The sequence below is a fragment of the Candidatus Rickettsia kotlanii genome, assembly GCA_030295365.1.
In the GTDB taxonomy this organism is placed as follows: Bacteria; Pseudomonadota; Alphaproteobacteria; order Rickettsiales; family Rickettsiaceae; genus Rickettsia; species Rickettsia kotlanii.
This window is the reverse complement of record AP027062.1, coordinates 20,001-39,008: the sequence shown is the minus strand read 5'-3', so window position 1 is coordinate 39,008 and position 19,008 is coordinate 20,001. Positions and strand designations below refer to the sequence as shown.

Sequence of the window (19,008 nt, the reverse complement as noted above, 5' to 3'; positions counted from 1 at the left end):
TTTGTTGTATGGATCAGTTTTTGCGTCATTGCAAGGAAATTGCATAGCAATTGACGTAGCAATCCAGTAAAAAATGTTAAAGTGAGAATTTTTTATTATTTTTCTGGATTGCCACACTCCTTACAGTCGCTCGCAATGACGATTCGGTATTCATGCAACAAGGCTGATCAAGTTAGTTAGGATAACACATACTCTTTCTCCCCAAACACATAAAATAATTTACATCTATATCATCGCTTAATTTCCATTCATTTTTAGCCAGATCATATACCAAGCCTTTCAGCTCTTTAATTTCAATTTCGGTATCCGTAAGCATTTCGTAAATTTCCAATGGTTTTAGGAATTTGCTATAATCATGAGTGTTTTTTGGTACCCAACCTAAAATATATTCGGCAACTATTATTCCAAGTATATAAGCTTTTTTAGTACGGTTAATTGTAGAAATTATTGCCATACCGTTTGGCTTAATATGCTTCACCAAATTTAGTATAAATTGCTGTACGTTTTCTACATGTTCAATAACCTCAAGACAAATTACCACATCATATAGTTGGTCACTTTCTAATTCTTCTATAGTAGACTGTAAATAATTTATCTTTACGCCGTTTCCCTTAGCATAAGCAGTTGCCGTTTCAATATTACTTTGCAGTGCATCAATGGCTGTAACGTTAAAACCTTGAGCCGCTAAAGGCGTTGCAATTAACCCCCCACCGCAACCGACGTCTAATATTTCTAATTTAGAAATATCGTTAGACATCTTCTCAAACTCTACTTCTAGAGGTAATTTGTACGTCAGTCCGCTGCTCGCATCCTCACGTACTTCTATGTATGCTGCGGTGCTGTGCTGCATGTTTCCTACAAATTCCTCTCTATAAGCAAGTTTGGAAAGGTGTCTATTGTAATGCGTAGTTATTTTCTCTATTATATATTCAAGGCGAATAGGGTTTATTCGGTGTAAGATACCAAATTCTCCGTCCTTATTCCACCAATTATGAGAAATTTTCTCAAATTTTTCTAATTCTTTTTTATCGATTGAAGACATAGTCTATGATTCTTTCCAATGTCATCCCGTGGCTTGACCACGAACTCCATAAGTCCAGCCTAAGAACTTTAGTAGATCCCGTGGTTAAGCCACGGGATAACAAGAGGTTATACAACAAACATATATAATATACTCAGATGACTTTAATAATACTAGCATTAATTTTAATTAGCTGCATATTTGCCCCGCTTGGCTGCATTGCCTTATGGAAGAGATATATTTATTTCGGTGACGGGCTTGCTCATAGTAGTTTTTTAGTGGCTAGCATAAGTATTATAGCACATGTTCCATTAATATATTCAGGCATAATAGTTGCAATGCTTTTTTCATTTTTTGTGTTTATTTTTAAAAATAATTCTGAAAAAAACGCAGTTATTAATTTGATTTCTAGCTTTATGCTAGCTGTTGCTTTAGTTATTAATTATTTTACTTCTTTGCAGAATAATATAGTGAATTTGTTGTTTGGGGATATTTTATCCATATCTTTTAATGATTTGATGATACTTGCAATAGTGCTAATAACTATTATAGGCTTTATAGTATATTTTTATAATCAAATTCTTCTTATCATTATCAATAGAGATATTGCCGTCATAAAAGGCTTAAAGGTTAATATTATTGAGCTAATATTTTTACTTCTTCTCTCATTATCGATATTTTCTGCTATAAAGATTGTCGGAGTACTTATGGTAACTGCTATTTTACTGATTCCTGCAATGATTGCACGGTTTGTAGCATATAGCCCCTCCCAGATGATTATAATATCAATTCTTGTATCTTTATTTATTAATTTTTGTGCCGCATTTAGCTCTTTCTACTTTGATTTACCTTTAACTCCATTGTTTATTATATTAGGTACGTTTATTTATGGTTTGTTGTATTTAAAGCAATTATTATGAACAAAAATGAATTTACTGAATATGTCAAAGAGTTGTTAGAACCATATGGTTTAGTAGCCGTTCGTGCAATGTTTGGTGGATAAGGATGGTGTTATGATAGGAGTTATTAAGAGCAATGAATTATATTTTAAGTCAGACCTAAACACTTATGAATATTTTCAATCTTTCGGTTCTGAGTCATTTGTATATCAAAGTAAAGGTAAACTTGTCACTCTATCATATTGGAAGGTGTGACTGACCTGAAATTATGGAGGATCAAGAGTTATTAGGTAAGTGTTGTAAATTAGTTTTGAATGCTGCTATAGTAGTCAAAAGAAAAAATAAATGTCGCCCCGTGGTTTGATCAGCGTTGTTGTGTGTGGCGTTTTTTCCCATCATTGTGAGAAGACGTAATAGGCGTCGACGAAGAAATCTCAGGCAAGATTCCTGAGATTGCCACGCGCCTTGCAGTTGCTCGCAATGACGTTAGAACCTACCCACGTTTTTCATAATCTCAAGATAATCAATTTTGCCGCTTGTAAGTAGAGGTATTTCTGAATCAGTAATAATTACTTCCGGTAAATGTAGTAAAGAAATTTGAGCTTTAGATACAGCATCTGCAAAGTTCTCTCTATTTATATCGGAACCGGTAGTAAGTAAAATAATTTTTTCTCCGTGCGTTTTATCGGGAATAGAAATAGCAGAGTGCAAGGAATCAGGATCAATTTCGCTTGCAAGTTCTTCAATTTTTGTAAGAGATATCATTTCCCTTGCTATTTTAGCAAAGCGTTTTAAACGTCCTAAAATTGTTATATATCCTTCAGAATCGATTTTGACTATATCGCCTGTATCATACCATTCTTTATAAGTACGGTGACCTTCTAAGTTCAAGTAACCAAGCATGATGTTAGGACCCTTAATGAATAAACGTCCCCCTTCATTTATTCCCTCTACTTTCTCAAGCTTATAATCGATTTGCGGTAATAATCTTCCTACCGTACCTGCTTTATTATGCATAGGGGTATTGCAAGCTATAATAGGTGAGGCTTCTGTAATCCCATATCCTTCAAAAATACGTATGCCGTACTTATTAAGCCAAAATTGTCTTGTAGATTCTTTTAATTTCTCACTACTGGCAAATATGTAGCGTAATGAGTAAAAATCATATGGGTGAGCATAATTAGCATAACCATTTAAAAAAGTATCGGTAGAAATTAATATAGTTGCTCCAATATCGTATATAACTTCAGGAATGCTACGATAATGTAGTGGAGAAGGATATAGAAACAGCTTAATCCCGTTTAAAGTTGTAATAATTGCACCACTAAAACCAAAACAATGAAATAGCGGTAGTGCATTAAATACTATATCTTCAGGGCTAAAAGGTACTTTAGCAGTTATTTGATATCTATTAGTTTGTAAATTTCTGTGAGATAATAATACAGCTTTAGGTTCACCTTCAGTACCCGAAGTAAAGAGTATCACTGCCGGTTTTTCGTCATCACGATTACGACAAAAATAATTGTAATAAGTTTGGGCACAATAACTTCCTATTTTGGCTTTTAGTTTTAGAGCTGTACCAATCTGATTTTTGAAATCTTCTAAATATATTATTTTAATACCGAAATCTAATAAGTTAGTTATTAATTCATGTAAATTTGCTTTCTCAATAAATTGTTTTGAAGTGTAAACTACTTTAATTTGTGCAAGTTTACAGGAGTTAATAATAGTACTTATGCCACTGCTCCAGTTAATTATAGCAGGAACATAACCGCTAGATTGCATAGCATAAAAAGTAATTAACGTATTCGTAGTATTAGGCAACATTAAGCCTAAATTTCTGCCAAAGATATTATTCTTTTTGATTAAATCACCTAGGATAAAAGATTTTAATATTAAATCTCGATAAGTAACCGCATTTTTTTCAAAATCATCAACTATTTTTTTCTTAAATCCATGAATTTTAGCAGCTTCTATAAGAGATGAGAATACAGTATTTTTATAGTCTGAACTCTCAAACATCATGTCAGCCATGATATCATAAAGAGTCCTAGATATATAACTGCGTCGTTCTTGATTGCTTGCAGCATCCATATTAGCGAATTTTACCGGCGGTAAAACGGTTATAGTAATTTTAGGAAATATTTTTCTTTTTAATATGTTTTTTAATTTTGATAAATGAGTAAATTGAGTACCATCTATTCTAACCGGTAAGACGGTAGCACCGGCTTTATCAGCAATCATTCCCGGTCCTTCGTATATTTTCATTAAAGAGCCGGTAACGCTTATTCTACCTTCAGGGAAAATTGCTACTTTCTGATCCTTTTGTACTTCTTTTACTAAAGTCTTTATTGCCATTGGGTTACTTGGATCAACCGGCAAAGTTCTTGCCATACGTAAAAACGGTTTAATCCACCATATTTTTTGTATATCGGGACTAATTGCAAAAGTCATTTCGGCTCGTAAGTAAGTAGCAATTAGCGGCGGATCTAGATATGAAATATGGTTAGCGACCACTACTACTTTTTTACCTGCTTTTTGAAAATTTTCAAATCCTTTAACTTCAACCTTATACATAAGATCAAAACAGATTTGGAATATTCTTCGCAATAGCTTAAACGGAATAATTTTAACTTCAGGTATTAAACGGTAAATATGTATAGTAACGATTATATTAGCTAGGCTAATAAATAATATAATCCAGGGTATAGTGAAATTTAGGTAAAATAATAAAGATAGAATTATTGTTGATCCCACCATGAAAATGGAATTAATAAGATTGTTAACGGCAATAATGCGACTACGATGAGCAGGGTTTGCGTAATGCTGTAATATCGCAAAAAGAGGAACGATATATAATCCGCCTATTGCCGCTAAGAACAATAAATCTATAACTATTCGCCAATTATGTCTTTTCGATAAAAATACTAAAATACTTTTTAGCTGAGTAGGTTCGTAGTTAACTGAGCTAATTCTACTTGCAAAGAACAAATCAATACCGAAAATACTAATGCCTAGGGCTGAAATAAATAGATATTTAACGGTAATCTCATCTTCAAATATTTTGCTACATAAAAACGAACCACCCCCAACACCAAGCGAGAAAACCGCTAAAAATAAATTAGCAACATTCTCATCAGCTTTTAAAGTTATCTTAGCAAGTAAAGGTATTTGAGAAATTATAGCAGCTCCGATAAACCAAAACCATGAAATACCAAGTATAGCTAAATATATCTGTTTTTTTGCTTTAGCATATTTAATCATATTTATGCTTTCATCTATAATATTAAAACTTATTTTAATATTACGATTTGCATTTTTAGATTTTGGTGCAAAAAGGCTTATAATAAAGCCAAGAAAAGCGATGGTAATTAAGGAATAAATTATAAAATTATTGCTGATTGTATAATAGCTACCGATTATAGTGCCGATAAAAATACTGATAAAAGTTCCGGCTTCAACAAAGCCATTAGCTCCAAGTAGTTCATCTTTATTTAGGTTATCAGGTAATACGCTATATTTGATTGGACCGAAAAAAGTAGAATGTATACCCATTAGGCAAATAGAACAAAACAGGATTAGCAGATTATTGTGATGAAATCCGTAAATTGCAAAGGCAATTATACCGATTTCACAAATCTTAATAATTTTAATAAGATTTGCACGCTCATATTTATCGGCAATTTGTCCTGCTATGCTTGCGAATATTATAAAAGGTAATACAAAAGTAGCATTAGCAATTAAAACAAGTAGATTATTATATTTACTTAAAGCTCCTGAAATACCATAAGTTATAAGGATTACCAAAGCATTTTTTAATATATTATCATTAAGACAACCGCATAACTGCACTATAAAATTCGGTAAAAATCGTCTATCTTTGAAAAGATATAATTTGTTTGTATCCATGATATAAAATATTTTAAATGCCAATTTGTTGGGTGACTCTTATGTTATTCCTGTGAAAACAGGAATCCAGTAATTAAAAATATAAATACAGTAAGTTTTTAAAACTAAAAACTTGATTTATCTCGCTTTACCCTAGATTCCCGCCTATGCGGGAATTACATAAGCGAGCTATGCAATAAAACCTAAACTTCCCAAATATTAGCAATTTATATTAATATGTCAAATGTGGTGCTTATTTACTTTCTGTTTCTAAGCGTCTTGATTTTATTAATTCATCTACAAAAGAAATTTTTTCGTCCGTAGAATCAGTGTAATGTTTTACTATTGTTTGTAATGCAGATAAAGCTTGGCTTGTAGTATCTTTCGTTTTAACTTTCTTTCTTCTTTGCAAATTCTTTTTTAAGGCAGTTGATAAATTATCAAATTTAGCTGGTGATTTGACTTTTTTCGGTGCTTCTTTGATATCTTTGGTAGATGACATAAATAATTATCTTTTCACAGTAGCATTATTATATTATATTGGATACTTGGGAAAATAAAACTATAAATAATTTATGAATCAAAGTAATATAATCTCTCCTGAGTTACTGGATGAGAGAAGAAATATTGCAAGGCAAGGGGGTGGTGAAGCTAGGATCAACGCACAACATCAAAAAGGTAAGTTAACTGCACGAGAACGCATAGAAGTATTATTAGATCCGAATAGTTTTACCGAAACAGGTATGTTTGTATCCCATAGATGCGATAATTTTGGGATGCAGGATAAAAAGTTTTTAGGTGACGGCGTTGTAACAGGACACGGTACGATAAACGGTAGGTTGGTATTTATTTATAGCCAAGATTTTACCGTGCTCGGCGGCTCTCTCGGCGAATATCATGCTAAGAAAATCTGCGATATTATCGATCAAGCTATAGAAACCGGTGCTCCCGTAATCGGTATTAACGACTCAGGGGGAGCAAGAATTCAAGAAGGGGTTGATGCTCTGGCCGGATACGGTGAATTATTTCAGCGTAATGTTTTAGCGTCAGGTGTCATCCCTCAAATTACCTTAATTATGGGACCTTGTGCCGGTGGTGCGGTATATTCTCCTGCCTTAACCGATTTTATATTTATGGTTAAGAATAGTTCTTATATGTTCGTCACCGGTCCCGATGTAGTAAAAACCGTTACGGGTGAAGAAGTAAGCCAAGAAAAGCTCGGCGGAGCTAGGATGCATACCACTAAAAGCGGCGTTGCCGATCTTGCATTCAACAATGATATAGAAGCATTGCTTGAAATTCGTAAATTCTTTAATTTCCTCCCGTCATCTAATCGTAGTCCTCTTCCTGTTCGTTCGACTGTTGATCCTGCCGATAGAGTTGATATGTCTCTTAGCACGTTAATACCTAACACTCCTAATAAGCCTTATGATATGAAAGAACTTGTTGAGCGTATCGTTGATGAGGGAGAATTTTTTGAATTACAACCTGATTTTGCTAAGAATATCATTATTGGCTTTGGTTATATGGAAGGTTATCCGGTAGGATTTGTGGCTAATCAGCCTTTGCATTTAGCAGGATGTTTAGATATAAACGCCTCAAGAAAAGCAGCAAGATTTATTAGATTTTGTGATGCTTTTAATATTCCTATAGTAAGCCTTGTTGATGTACCTGGATTTTTGCCTGGTACATCCCAAGAGCATGATGGTATTATTAAACACGGGGCTAAGCTGTTATACGCTTATGCGGAAGCTACAGTGCCAAAGATTACTGTAATTACCCGTAAGGCTTATGGAGGTGCTTATATAGTTATGAACTCCAAGCATCTTAGAGGCGATATAAACTATGCTTGGTTTAATTCGGAAATCGCTGTTATGGGGGCGGAGGGAGCAGCTGAGATAATATTTAAGGAAGAATGTAAAAACCCTGAAGCTAAAAAACAAAAAATCGATGAATATAGGAAAGTAGTAACTTCACCTTTTGTTGCAGCATCTAGAGGATATTTGGATGATATTATAAGACCGCAAAATACTAGATGGCGAATATGTAAGGCGTTAAATTTCCTGCGTACTAAAAAAGTAGAACTGCCTTGGAAGAAGCATGATAATTTGCCGCTTTAGCTGTCATCCCGTAGCTTGACCACGGGGTCTCAGGGTACAGTCTGTAACACAAGACCCCGTGGTCAAGCCACGGGATGACATTAGGATACAAAAAACTATGAATAAACCATTATTTGATAAAATTTTAATTGCTAATCGTAGCGAGATCGCCGTTAGGGTAATACGTACCTTAAAAAAGATGGGGATAAAGTCGGTTGCAGTATATTCTGAAGCAGATACAAACTCAATGTATGTGCAGCATGCAGATGAGGCTTATTATATAGGTGATTCCCCTGCAACGGAAAGTTATTTATCTATTAAAAATATTATTTCAGCGATTCGTGAAAGTGGCGCAAGTGCAGTACATCCAGGTTACGGTTTTTTATCAGAAAATCCAAATTTTGCCAATATTCTTAAAAGAGAAGGTGTCGTTTTAATAGGACCGAGTGCCGGAACTATTAAAAAAATGGGCGATAAAATCGAAGCAAAAAAGATAGCGATAGAAGCCGGAGTTAGCACCGTGCCGGGTTACATGGGAACTATAAACGATGTTAAACAAGCTATAGATATTGCTAAAGAGATTGGTTTTCCGGTAATAGTAAAAGCGGCTGCTGGCGGTGGTGGGCGTGGTATGAGGGTGGTGAATAATCCCGCTGAAATGGCCAATGCTTTTGAGTCGGCCAAGCTTGAAGCAGCCAATAGTTTTAGTGATGATAGATTATTTATTGAGAAGTTAATTCAAACTCCCCGTCATATCGAAATTCAGCTAATTGCCGATCAATACGGCAATAGTGTATGTCTTGGAGAGCGGGAATGTTCAATACAGCGTCACCATCAAAAAGTAATTGAAGAAGCACCAAGTTCTTTTATTACTGAAGATATAAGGCAAGAAATGTATCGGCAGGTAATATCCTTATCTCAAAAAGTGGGATATTATTCGGCTGGTACTGTTGAGTTTATAGTAGATAGCAATAAAAATTTCTATTTTTTAGAGATGAATACTAGGTTGCAAGTCGAGCATCCTGTTACTGAGCTAATTACCGGTATAGATATCGTTGAAGAGATGATACAAATCGCAGCCGGTGAGAAATTATCATTTACGCAAGATGACATAAAATTAAAAGGTTGGGCATTTGAATCACGAATTTGTGCCGAAAACCCAAGCCGAGGTTTCTTACCTTCTAGCGGTAGAATTATAGCTTATTCCGAACCTGCAAAGAGTCCTAATATCCGTATAGATACAGGGATTGGGCTTGGCGGTGAAGTCAGTATGTTTTATGACTCAATGATTGCAAAATTATGTACTTACGGTGAAACAAGAAAGCAGGCAATTGAGCTAATGCATTCTGCTTTGAGTTCTTATATAATTAACGGTATTGCTCATAATATCAGTTTCTTAGAAGCGGTAATACTACATCCACGCTTTGTTAGCGGCGATATTTCTACTGCTTTTATTCAAGAAGAATATCCTGACGGTTTTTCCGGAGCTAGTCTAACTTCAGAAGTAACTACCGTATTTTTAGCAACGGCTATTTTTATTTATATATCGGAGCAAAGACGTGCTTCTTTAATTTCTGGCAATATTAACAATCAGGCTAACAAAATAGGTACAAGGTGGGTAGTAACTATCGATGATAAACTATTTCCCGTATTAATTACACCTGTTGAAGACGGCTATAATATACGTCACGAAAGCGATAGAATATATATTCGTAGTAACTGGAATTTAGGTAATGAGCTTTTTACGGCTATAATTAACGGTAAAAAGACAAATGTAAAAATTGAGAATATCAGAACCGGTTATTTATTATCGCATGCCGGTATTAGCGTGAAAGCCTTTGTACGTTCTCCTCGTATATCAGAACTTGAAGCGTTGATGGTCTCAAAGGTAGTGGTAGAAGAAAGCTGCGAACTACAAGCTCCTCTAAGCGGTCAGATTGCTGTGATCAAGGTGAAAGAAGGGCAGGAAGTGACGGCAGGACAAGAAATTATGATTTTAACTGCTATGAAAATGGAAAACCTGATTCTTGCCGAAAGAGACGGGAAAATAGCTAAAATTTTTGTTAATGAAAAGGATAATGTTGTAAGAGGGCAGGTATTATTAGAATTTGCTTGATATACTAGGTTCTGTAAATAATAATTCAATTATTTATATTTTCAGATATTTTGTAGCAAAAATTAATAAGATGTTTGTAGTAATAGTTGTTCCTATTTCAAAACAATCTTATAATTTGCAGCAAAGAAGAGCAAAAATAGATTAATTTTCCTTATAATAATTAGAGCTTTTATGTATTTTACTATACATGTCTATAGCTTCTTTATAATTATTTCCTTCCGTAAGATTTGGATGAGCCATGGTTCCTCCATATTTTGATTAGATTTTTTTATCAAAAAGTATGTATTACCACGAAATATAATTCTCATGTTGCGTGGTAATATATATGTATCTAATAAATATGTAAGAGATGTTGTCGTCATTGCGAGGAAAAATTGTAAGTTTTGATGAAGCATTCTAGTTAAAAATACTAATAATATTAGTATTTTTAACTAGACCCTGTGGACAAGCCACAGGGTAACAATTAGGGAACTGGTCCACGCAACAATGCATATGTGGGAATGACATAAGAGTAGGCAATGAAGCAATCTTATTGTAGGAATGACATTATCAAAGCTCAGAATCAAATATTTTTATATCACCGCCTAAAGACGTTTCTTCATCAAGTCCCTCAAGGGCAAAAGTACGAAATATACTTGATTTAGAAGGAATATGTTCTAACCTAGAGCCTGTGTTAGGTTTTTCAGTTTCAACCTTAAAATCAGAAACATAGCCCTCGTCTTTTACACAGTATTTGTATTTATTGGAATTTTCTTCCCGCTAGAATAATCTTCTAACAGTGCTTTAATTTCTGCAAAATCTTGTAAATCTTTAGATAGTTGTTTTTTGAATTTAGAAAATTTTTTGCTTTATTTGTTCTGATCTGATGCAGGCATTAAAGGTGGATACATCTTGATTGCCGTTAATCTTTGCCCCTGCATCTAATAACGTTTTTACCGCATTTAAATTACCGTATATTACTGCTATTTCTAGAGCTACATCTAAATTAGCATTTTTAGATAAAAGATACTTTGCAATTTCTTTTCTATTTTTTAAATTTATGGTACTTAATAGTGTGTTAAAACGATATTCAGTATTAACATCAAAACCGTGTATTTTAACAAATTTTTTAATTACTTCAAGCTTATTTTCGTTTATTGCTTTAAAAAAGATTTGCTTATATTTAATGCTGTCCTGTCTTTAGGATGAAACGCATCAAAATATTGTTTTAAATACCCTAAGAGTTATTACATTTTCTTTTTTTAATTTTTAAACCCCCCGGGAGCTGTGGAAGAGTTGTGCATGATAATTTACCTTAAATTAATTTATAGCGTGCGTACTATAGATTAATCTAAGTAAATTATCAATATCTTAATTGATAGTAAAAAAATTTACAATTTCTTAACTTTAAGTTGTATTTGATGGTTCTTTAATTCTACTTTACTTACATAATCAGGCGTGAAATTTTTAGCAAACTCGCCTAAAGTTTGTTCTTTAATAAAGTCTCCATAATTATCAATGATCTTAGATAAATCAAACTCGCTTATTATCTCAATTAAAATTTTGTCAGTGATAGAGAAATCAGCATCTTTTCGAGCCTGTTGTATAAAGCGTACAATGTCTCTTGCGTATCCTTCTTCTATTAACTCAGGTGTTAGCTCTAAATCAAGTATTAACAGGCTACTATTATTCTCAAAACTTGCTGCTCCTTTAATATGTGAATACGGCTCTAAAACTAGCTTATATTCGTCACTATTTAAAGTTGCACCGCATATAGCTAAACCGCCTGCGATAGCTTCCCACTCACCTTTTTTAGAAGCGGCTATAATCTCTTTCATTTTATGCGGCAAACGTTTACCAAGTATTGGGAAATTAATCGATAGTTTCTTGCTTGCGTAATTCTCTAGATCGTCACGATAAATGACCGCCTTAACATTAATTTCATCTTTAATTAAATCTTCAAAATCTTTGAGATTGTTATTATGTTTACTGATAATAGCTATGCTAGCAAGTGGCTGTCTTACCCTGATATTTTCAGTGCTTCGGATAAATAGGCTATTACTGCAAATATCAAGCACGTTATCCATAGTAGCAACCAGCTCGTGATTTATTTCAAAGTCTGAGAGAGTAGGGTAGTTGCAGAGATGTACGCTAATCGCGTCATTGCGCGGCACTGAAAGTGCCGTGGCAATCTTATGAGATACTCCTGAAATTGCTTTGTCAAGACTTGTGTCTTTCCTTGCAATGACGTTTGATTCTCCTGAGAGTGCCATGTTGTTACGCTCCTCACAATGACGTAATCCTTTATATATCGCTTCCGAAATCATAGGTACTAGTGCCGACATCGCAATAGCCATGGTGTCTAAACATGAATATAGAGTATTATAAGCATTTTGCTTATCTGTATCTTTTTCGCTTTTCCAAAATCTAGCTCGGCTTCGTCTTATATACCAGTTATTCAACACTTCAAAAAATTCTGAAACTGTATGATAAGCTGTTTGCGTATCGAAATTATCTAAGCTTTCTTCAATTTTTTGTACGGCTATTTTAAGTTTAGATAATATATAAACATCAAGTACGTTTTTAGAGCGAAAATTAAGCTCGCCTTTAAGCGAATCGGCATTAGCATACATCGTAAAGAAATGGTAAGCATTCCATATAGGTTTGATAAATAGACGAAGCGTATCAAATACCATTTTGCCGTCTTTATCAATTAATAGCTCCTGACCTTTAACAACATTTGAAGATAACATCGTAACTCTTAAAGCGTCAGAACCGTATTTATCAAATAGCTCCAGCGGATCGGCGTAGTTATTAAGACGCTTTGAAAGTTTTTGACCTGTAGCGTCTAAAATTACGCCGTGGCATATACAATTTAAAAACGGTGGGTGATCAAATAAAGCGGTAGATAGCACCATTAAAGTATAAAACCATCCGCGTGTTTGAGCTGAATACTCAACTATAAAATCAGCCGGGAAATGATCCTCAAACCACTCTTTATTTTCAAAAGGGTAATGGACTTGCCCATATGGCATTGAACCGCTTTCAAACCAGCAATCAAACACGTCTTCTATTCTACGCATTGTTGATTTACCGGTTGGATCGTTGGGATTTGGTCTTGTCAGTTTATCGATAAACGGACGATGTAAATTAGTAACTTTAACACCAAAATCTTTCTCTAATTCCTCTATAGAGCCGTAAACGTCTATGCGTGGATATTTTGGATCATCGGACTTCCATACAGGCAGCGGCGTTCCCCAGAATCTATTACGGCTTATCGACCAATCACGAGCATTTTCAAGCCACTTACCAAATAAATTATCTTTAATATGGGAAGGTATCCAATTAATTTGCTGATTTAACTCTACCATTCTATCTTTAAACTGCGTAACCTTTACGTACCATGACGGAACAGCCTTATATATAAGAGGCGTATCTGTTCGCCAGCAATGAGGATAATTATGAATATACTGCTCGGTTTTTAGCCAATTTCCTTGCTCTTTCAGTTTGATTATTATTTTGTCATTTGAATCAAATACTTGTAAGCCCTCTAAATCAGGAATTTCTTTAGTGAATTTACCGCTATTATCAACAGGACAAACAAGCTCAATACCTTTCGATTCACAAAGTATTTGGTCATCTTCACCAAAGCCTGGAGCCATATGTACGACTCCTGTGCCGTCACCCTCAACTACGAAATCGCCTGCAAATATCTTGAAGCTGTTTGGATGATTCTCGAAATAGTTGAATAAAGATTTATAGTTCAATCCTTGAAGTTCTGCGCCTTTAATTATCTCAAAATTTTCTTCACCGCTAAGTCCTAATTCTTTAGCATATTTAGAGACGGAAGAGGCAGCTATTATATAACAAACATCATTTTTAGGGACTAATGCATAATCTATATCACTACCGACTGCTAAGGCTAAATTTGACGGCAATGTCCAAGGTGTTGTCGTCCAAGCAAGTATACGGTATTCTTTAAAAGATCCTTTGGTCGTAGCCACGGGATGACATAGTACAAAACTCACCGTTACAGCTTTATCGGCTCGCTCACGATAAGAATTATCAAGTCTTGTTTCAAAATTAGAAAGCGGTGTTTCGCATGCCCATGAATAAGGCATTACCCGCACAGATTCATACAATAACCCCTTGTTATATAACTCCTTAAATGCCCAAAGTATGGATTCCATAAAATTCTTATCCATTGTTTTATAAGAATTTTTAAAATCCACCCATCTTGCTTGACGAGTTATATATGCTTCCCAATCATTAGCATATTTCATTACCGAAGCTCTGCAATGTGCATTAAACTTCTCTATACCAAAATTAGCTATTGCAAGACGCCCTGAAATGCCAAGTTCTTTCTCTGATTGCATTTCAGCAGGAAGACCATGACAGTCCCAGCCAAAGCGACGCTCGACTTTCTTACCTTTTACGGTTTGATATCTAGCATATACGTCTTTGATAAAGCCGGTAAGCAAATGACCGTAATGCGGCAAACCGTTTGCAAAAGGCGGGCCGTCATAAAAAATAAATTCTGACTCTTCGTTCCTATCATCAATAGATTTTTGGAATATATTATTGTCTTGCCAAAATTTTAGTATCTCTCGCTCTAAGCCTGCAAAATCAGCATTCGAGCTAACTTCAGGATAATATTTAGTATTTGTCATTATTTTAGAAATTATCTTTAAAAATATCTTAATTATATGCAAAAGAGGCCATAATACAAGAATTTTTAAGGTATTTAAGAAAGTAATAAGGTGTATTACAGATTAAAAGATGATATAGAAATTTTGTCTAACTCAATTCATTTCACTATTCGTTACTACCTATCGTTTCAGCTTCATAAGCCGATAATATTTGTGCTTCGTATCCTAAATATTTCTGCTCTTCATTTAAATATTTAAACGTTACTTCAACTCTAGTATATTTTGTTAAATCGCTAAGGCACTGTGCTTTAGCATCACTTGCTACTTTATTACTTAAATTTAATAGGAGCTTTTGTTTTTGCTCTAAATTAATAGTTTTCATAAGAGCTAGAAAATCACATATTTTAAAATATTAAATTCTTTATTGTTATCTTTATATTATTAATATCTTTATTATATTTTACTTCGTTAAATTTTTTCACTTGAATCTCTTTATACTTAGGTACATTCTTATATTTAGTAATAGTACGGCTCTTTATCATCTCTTTCTCTATCTGTGCTTTTTTATAAATTGGCTCATAGCCCTTAATTTGCCTTATACATACGTTATAATTTAATAGTTGGATATATAAATTGGTTTTGCTAAAGAAATATTTTTCCTAGGTGGATAAGTATATAATATTAGCTTCGGCTTGATTTGTTTAGTTTTTTCTATAAGCTCTTTTTCTAAATATTGTTGTTCTTCGGTATAGGAGATTTCTTTTAAACCTACATATTTCTTTTCTGTTTTATAAGAATAATATTTGTCATCATTTATCTTCTCTTGATGATCTAAATTATTTTTATACGCTTTAGCAAGTTTAGAGAAAAGTATCTTCAGTGTTTTTGAATTTTCACCGAAATAACTTATAGGGATAACTTGATTATTAACTAATGTTCTATCATGTTCTTTATTAGAATATTCTTTTTTAAATTGAGTTTTCATATTATATGAATTAGCGAATCAAAACAACATTGCAACTTAATTGTAAGCTAGCCCAAGCTTTGTCTGCTGTATATATCGGATAATTTTTTTCCTGTCCTTTTTCTGCCGCAAAAGTAAAGCCATCAAGGAAGAAGAATCAAGAATTATTGTTATGAGAAGACATTATTGGGTTACAAATTAAAATTTAGAATTTTCTTTATTCGCTTCTTGATATTTCTGCTTTAAAAATTCATCAACAAATGATTCTGATTTAGAACCATGTTGTTTAAACAATGCTTGAGCTTCTTTTACAGCCTTATGACAAGTGATTAAATGTAATTTATTATTAACTTTATTTATAAGTTTCATAGCACTTTTATATTTGATATGGAGTTAATATTACCCATTAAGCATATCTACGTAAACATTCTAACTATGGGAATATTTGAAGGGGCGAGTAATTTTTTCATTTGTGAGAAAGTTTTTACTATATTTTCTACGGCAGTCTCAATAAATTTATCGGTTTCAATATAATTTTCTGATTCGTCTTGGATATAGAAAAGAATAGATGAAACATAAACCGAGAGCAATAAGCTTCTTTTGGTATAATAGTTAAAATCAAGAGATTTATCATCGGCATAACGCCAAATAGCATCACAACTACGGAATGCAACTTCAGTTCCTTGTATTGGGTTTAATGCAAAATAAGCGGCATTCTTACTATGCATAATAGGAAGTACGATTTTGACCCTAATCTTTACGGCTAAAGATATTTTTTCTCTTATTTTTAATGGTTCTGCTATGATCTTTAAGTTTTCTAGCATCATTTTATCTAAATACTCTTCCAAGAATCCTACTATTTCGGATAAACCTTCTGGAAAAACTATTAAGCTATAGCCTTTTGCAAAACCACATTTTTCTTCTGCTTCTTCGAGTAGTTTATTATTCCATTCATTAAACGGTAATAATTCTAATAAAGATTGCACAAAGCTTATTTTTTTGATAAGGTGTTCTTCTTGAATGCTCATATTTTAAACCTTGACATATAATTTAATTATAGGGTATAGTTCAATAAACCACAATATCTAATATCTTTATTATAAGGAGAGTAATTTTAGTGATACTTGTAAATGTTCACGCCGGTAATTGTGATAATACGCTTAAGAATTTTAAGAAAAAGCTACAAAGAGAGCTTTATTTTCGTAAGATGAAAGAACAGCGTTATTATGAAACACCTTCAGCGAAGCGTGTTCGTAAAGCACAAGAAGCAGCGAGAAGACAGAGAAAATTTGCTCGTAAAAAAATGTTTGATGAATAAAATTTCAAGCAATTTGCATACTAAATATAAAGCTAGAAATATTAATATTTCTAGCTTTTTTTATTGTCATCTAGTTGCTTGACCATGTGTTTTGTACGAATGTTCGAGATGTCATTCCTGCGAAAGCAGGAATCTAAAAAATAGCCATACAAAATTTTACGTGTTTGATGAAATAAATATAATAAAAAACAAGTTTTTATATGTTTGACTGGATTCCCGCTTCCGCGGGAATGACATAAAAACAATCAGTGCAACAATACCCCACTTTTACAGAAATGACAATGAGGTACTTAAAACTTGAAATATTTCCAATTAGCTTTTTTTTATGTTATAAAAAACTGTTATGGTCATATAAACAGTATCTATGCTTAGTTATCTTAAACAAAATTTACATTCTTATTTTTCTAATAGAGTACTAATTTTTATTTTAGCAACAGCAGCTATTATTTTTGTTTGTGCTACTTTTTCTGTGATATCTTTAGAATCAAAGAATTTTAGTACGATTATTGGATTTTTATTAGTTGATTTAGCAATTTTTTTAATTTTAGGTGTTTTACTAACTCAAAAATTTTTTACTAAAAATAATAATAACGATAGTTCTAAATTACAAAATCGTATTGTAATTGCCTTTAGTTTAGTTGCAGCTATTCCAACTATAATTGTTTCGGTATTTTCTGTTTATTTTTTTAATCTTAGTGTTCAAGCTTGGTTTGATAAGAAGATTTCTACGGTTCTTGATCAATCTGTGATAGTTGCAGAATCTTATATTGCCGAGCATAAATTACAGCTAAAAGAAACGGCTTTAGCTGTTGCTGAAGATTTAAGCGATATGTATTACGATTTAATTCACAATCCCGCTTTATTTACTAAAACACTGAATACTGAAGCAGAGATGCGTTCGCTTGATGAGGCTATAGTTTTAAACAAATCTACTAATACTATAGTAGCTAATAGTTATTTAAGTTTTTCATTATCATTTGCAACTATCCCTGCACATTTAATTAAAAAAGCGGATTTAGGTGAACCGGTGGAAGTAAAATCCGATCCAACCAAAATAAGGATGCTGATTAAATTAAAAGAGTATAATGATGTGTATTTATTAGTCGGTAGATTAGTAGATAATAAAATTATCGACCATGTAGATGCAACTAACGGAGCAGCTGCCGAGTATAATAGCCTTAAAAATGAAATAGATAGTATACAGATTAAGTTCTCTATAATGTTTATCTTTATTGCCTTATTACTTCTTTTTGTCGCTATAAGTTTCGGGGTTATATTTACTGCTAAAATAGTAAAACCTATTAAAAAATTAGTTACTGCAACCGATAAAGTTAAAGACGGCGATTTAACGGTACAAGTGCCTGAAAATGAAGTAGATAAAGACGAAATAGGTACGCTTTATGTGACATTTAATAGAATGATTAAGCAGCTTTCTCGCCAGCAGCGTGATTTGGTTATAGCACAGAGGGCTATGGCTTGGTCGGATGTTGCAAAAAAAGTAGCCCATGAAATCAAGAATCCGTTAACTCCTATTTTACTTGCTTCTGAAAGATTACTGAAGAAATTTAGCCCTGAAATTAAGGAAAGGGTAGAATTTGAGAATTATTTAAAAATGATTATTCGCCATACTAACGATATTAAAAATATAGTATCCGAATTTGTTCTTTTTGCACGTCTTCCTGCTCCTAAATTTACGGAGAGTGAATTAGTTTATTTAGTTAAACATATTGTTGAAGCACGTAAATTACTTAATGATAATATTTTATATAAATTTGAGTCTAACGTAGAACAATTTGATTTTATGTGTGATGCTACCCAAATAAATCAAGTTATGATCAATTTGTTAAAAAACGCAGAAGAGTCAATAGAAGGACGAGAATCCGGAAAAATAGAAGTTACTATAGATGCTAAAGACGATTTTATTAGTGTTATTGTAACGGATAACGGTAAAGGATTCCCGCCTGAGCTAATAGGCAAAGCTACCGAAAGCTATGTTACGACCAGCAGTAAAGGTATGGGAGTAGGGCTTGCTATAGTTAAAAGAATAGTCGAAGAACATTGTGGCATTCTAGATA

16 protein-coding genes (1 of these 16 cut by a window edge) are annotated in these 19,008 nt (G+C 33.3%); 6 read left to right on the top strand and 10 right to left on the bottom strand.

Annotated features, from left to right (window positions below; all coding sequences use genetic code 11):
* Positions 1–172: 172 nt before the first annotated feature.
* A complete protein-coding gene (gene ubiG, locus QUD19_RS00190; protein ID WP_498808124.1) occupies positions 173–1,042 on the bottom strand; it encodes a bifunctional 2-polyprenyl-6-hydroxyphenol methylase/3-demethylubiquinol 3-O-methyltransferase UbiG in 870 nt (289 codons plus the stop codon).
* A gap of 137 nt (positions 1,043–1,179) precedes the next feature.
* On the opposite strand from ubiG, the gene QUD19_RS00185 reads away from it, so the two are divergent.
* Positions 1,180–1,941, top strand: a complete 762-nt coding sequence (locus tag QUD19_RS00185; protein ID WP_498808123.1) for a metal ABC transporter permease — start codon at positions 1,180–1,182, stop codon at positions 1,939–1,941.
* 93 nt (positions 1,942–2,034) lie between these two features.
* Complete coding sequence (locus QUD19_RS00180; protein ID WP_498808122.1) at positions 2,035–2,175, top strand: hypothetical protein; 141 nt, start codon at positions 2,035–2,037, stop codon at positions 2,173–2,175.
* 231 nt (positions 2,176–2,406) lie between these two features.
* Here QUD19_RS00180 and QUD19_RS00175 read toward each other — a convergent pair whose 3' ends face one another.
* Together QUD19_RS00175 and QUD19_RS00170 are read right to left on the bottom strand one after the other, a co-directional pair.
* Positions 2,407–5,829: an acyl-[ACP]--phospholipid O-acyltransferase gene (locus tag QUD19_RS00175; RefSeq protein ID WP_498808121.1), complete on the bottom strand. Its 3,423-nt coding sequence runs from the start codon at positions 5,827–5,829 to the stop codon at positions 2,407–2,409.
* Positions 5,830–6,061: 232 nt separating this feature from the next.
* Positions 6,062–6,310, bottom strand: a complete 249-nt coding sequence (locus tag QUD19_RS00170; RefSeq protein WP_498808120.1) for a hypothetical protein — start codon at positions 6,308–6,310, stop codon at positions 6,062–6,064.
* Between the two features lie 73 nt (positions 6,311–6,383).
* On the opposite strand from QUD19_RS00170, the gene QUD19_RS00165 reads away from it, so the two are divergent.
* Complete coding sequence (locus QUD19_RS00165) at positions 6,384–7,928, top strand: acyl-CoA carboxylase subunit beta (protein ID WP_498808119.1); 1,545 nt, start codon at positions 6,384–6,386, stop codon at positions 7,926–7,928.
* 97 nt (positions 7,929–8,025) lie between these two features.
* Entirely contained in the window at positions 8,026–10,023 is a 1,998-nt protein-coding gene (locus QUD19_RS00160) for an acetyl-CoA carboxylase biotin carboxylase subunit (RefSeq protein WP_498808118.1), read from the top strand.
* Positions 10,024–10,854: 831 nt separating this feature from the next.
* Here QUD19_RS00160 and QUD19_RS00155 read toward each other — a convergent pair.
* The 7 genes from QUD19_RS00155 to QUD19_RS00125 form a co-directional block, all read right to left on the bottom strand.
* The gene (locus tag QUD19_RS00155; protein WP_498808638.1) at positions 10,855–11,118 is read right to left on the bottom strand and encodes an ankyrin repeat domain-containing protein; all 264 of its coding nucleotides are present in this window, start codon (positions 11,116–11,118) and stop codon (positions 10,855–10,857) included.
* 275 nt (positions 11,119–11,393) lie between these two features.
* Positions 11,394–14,672 (bottom strand): isoleucine--tRNA ligase, encoded by a 3,279-nt coding sequence (ileS, locus tag QUD19_RS00150; RefSeq protein WP_498808117.1) that lies wholly within the window; start codon positions 14,670–14,672, stop codon positions 11,394–11,396.
* Positions 14,673–14,817: 145 nt separating this feature from the next.
* Positions 14,818–15,033: a hypothetical protein gene (locus QUD19_RS00145; protein WP_498808116.1), complete on the bottom strand. Its 216-nt coding sequence runs from the start codon at positions 15,031–15,033 to the stop codon at positions 14,818–14,820.
* A 22-nt stretch (positions 15,034–15,055) separates the two neighbouring features.
* A complete protein-coding gene (locus QUD19_RS00140; protein WP_498808115.1) occupies positions 15,056–15,193 on the bottom strand; it encodes a hypothetical protein in 138 nt (45 codons plus the stop codon).
* Positions 15,194–15,264: 71 nt separating this feature from the next.
* Positions 15,265–15,636 carry a hypothetical protein gene (locus QUD19_RS00135; protein WP_498808114.1) on the bottom strand — a complete coding sequence of 124 codons (372 nt, stop codon included), beginning with the start codon at positions 15,634–15,636 and terminating at the stop codon, positions 15,265–15,267.
* 177 nt (positions 15,637–15,813) lie between these two features.
* Positions 15,814–15,984: a hypothetical protein gene (locus QUD19_RS00130; protein WP_498808113.1), complete on the bottom strand. Its 171-nt coding sequence runs from the start codon at positions 15,982–15,984 to the stop codon at positions 15,814–15,816.
* Between the two features lie 47 nt (positions 15,985–16,031).
* Positions 16,032–16,643 (bottom strand): COQ9 family protein, encoded by a 612-nt coding sequence (locus QUD19_RS00125; protein ID WP_498808112.1) that lies wholly within the window; start codon positions 16,641–16,643, stop codon positions 16,032–16,034.
* Between the two features lie 89 nt (positions 16,644–16,732).
* Between QUD19_RS00125 and rpsU the strand changes: the two genes are divergently transcribed.
* Together rpsU and QUD19_RS00115 are read left to right on the top strand one after the other, a co-directional pair.
* On the top strand, positions 16,733–16,933 hold the full coding sequence (gene rpsU / locus QUD19_RS00120; RefSeq protein ID WP_012148483.1) for a 30S ribosomal protein S21: 201 nt from the start codon (positions 16,733–16,735) through the stop codon (positions 16,931–16,933).
* A 364-nt stretch (positions 16,934–17,297) separates the two neighbouring features.
* A protein-coding gene (locus tag QUD19_RS00115; RefSeq protein WP_498808111.1) for a sensor histidine kinase NtrY-like crosses the window boundary here: on the top strand, positions 17,298–19,008 show its 5' portion. 89 nt of this gene lie beyond the right edge of the window; 1,711 of the gene's 1,800 nt are visible here — the first part of the coding sequence; it begins with the start codon at positions 17,298–17,300; the stop codon falls past the right edge of the window.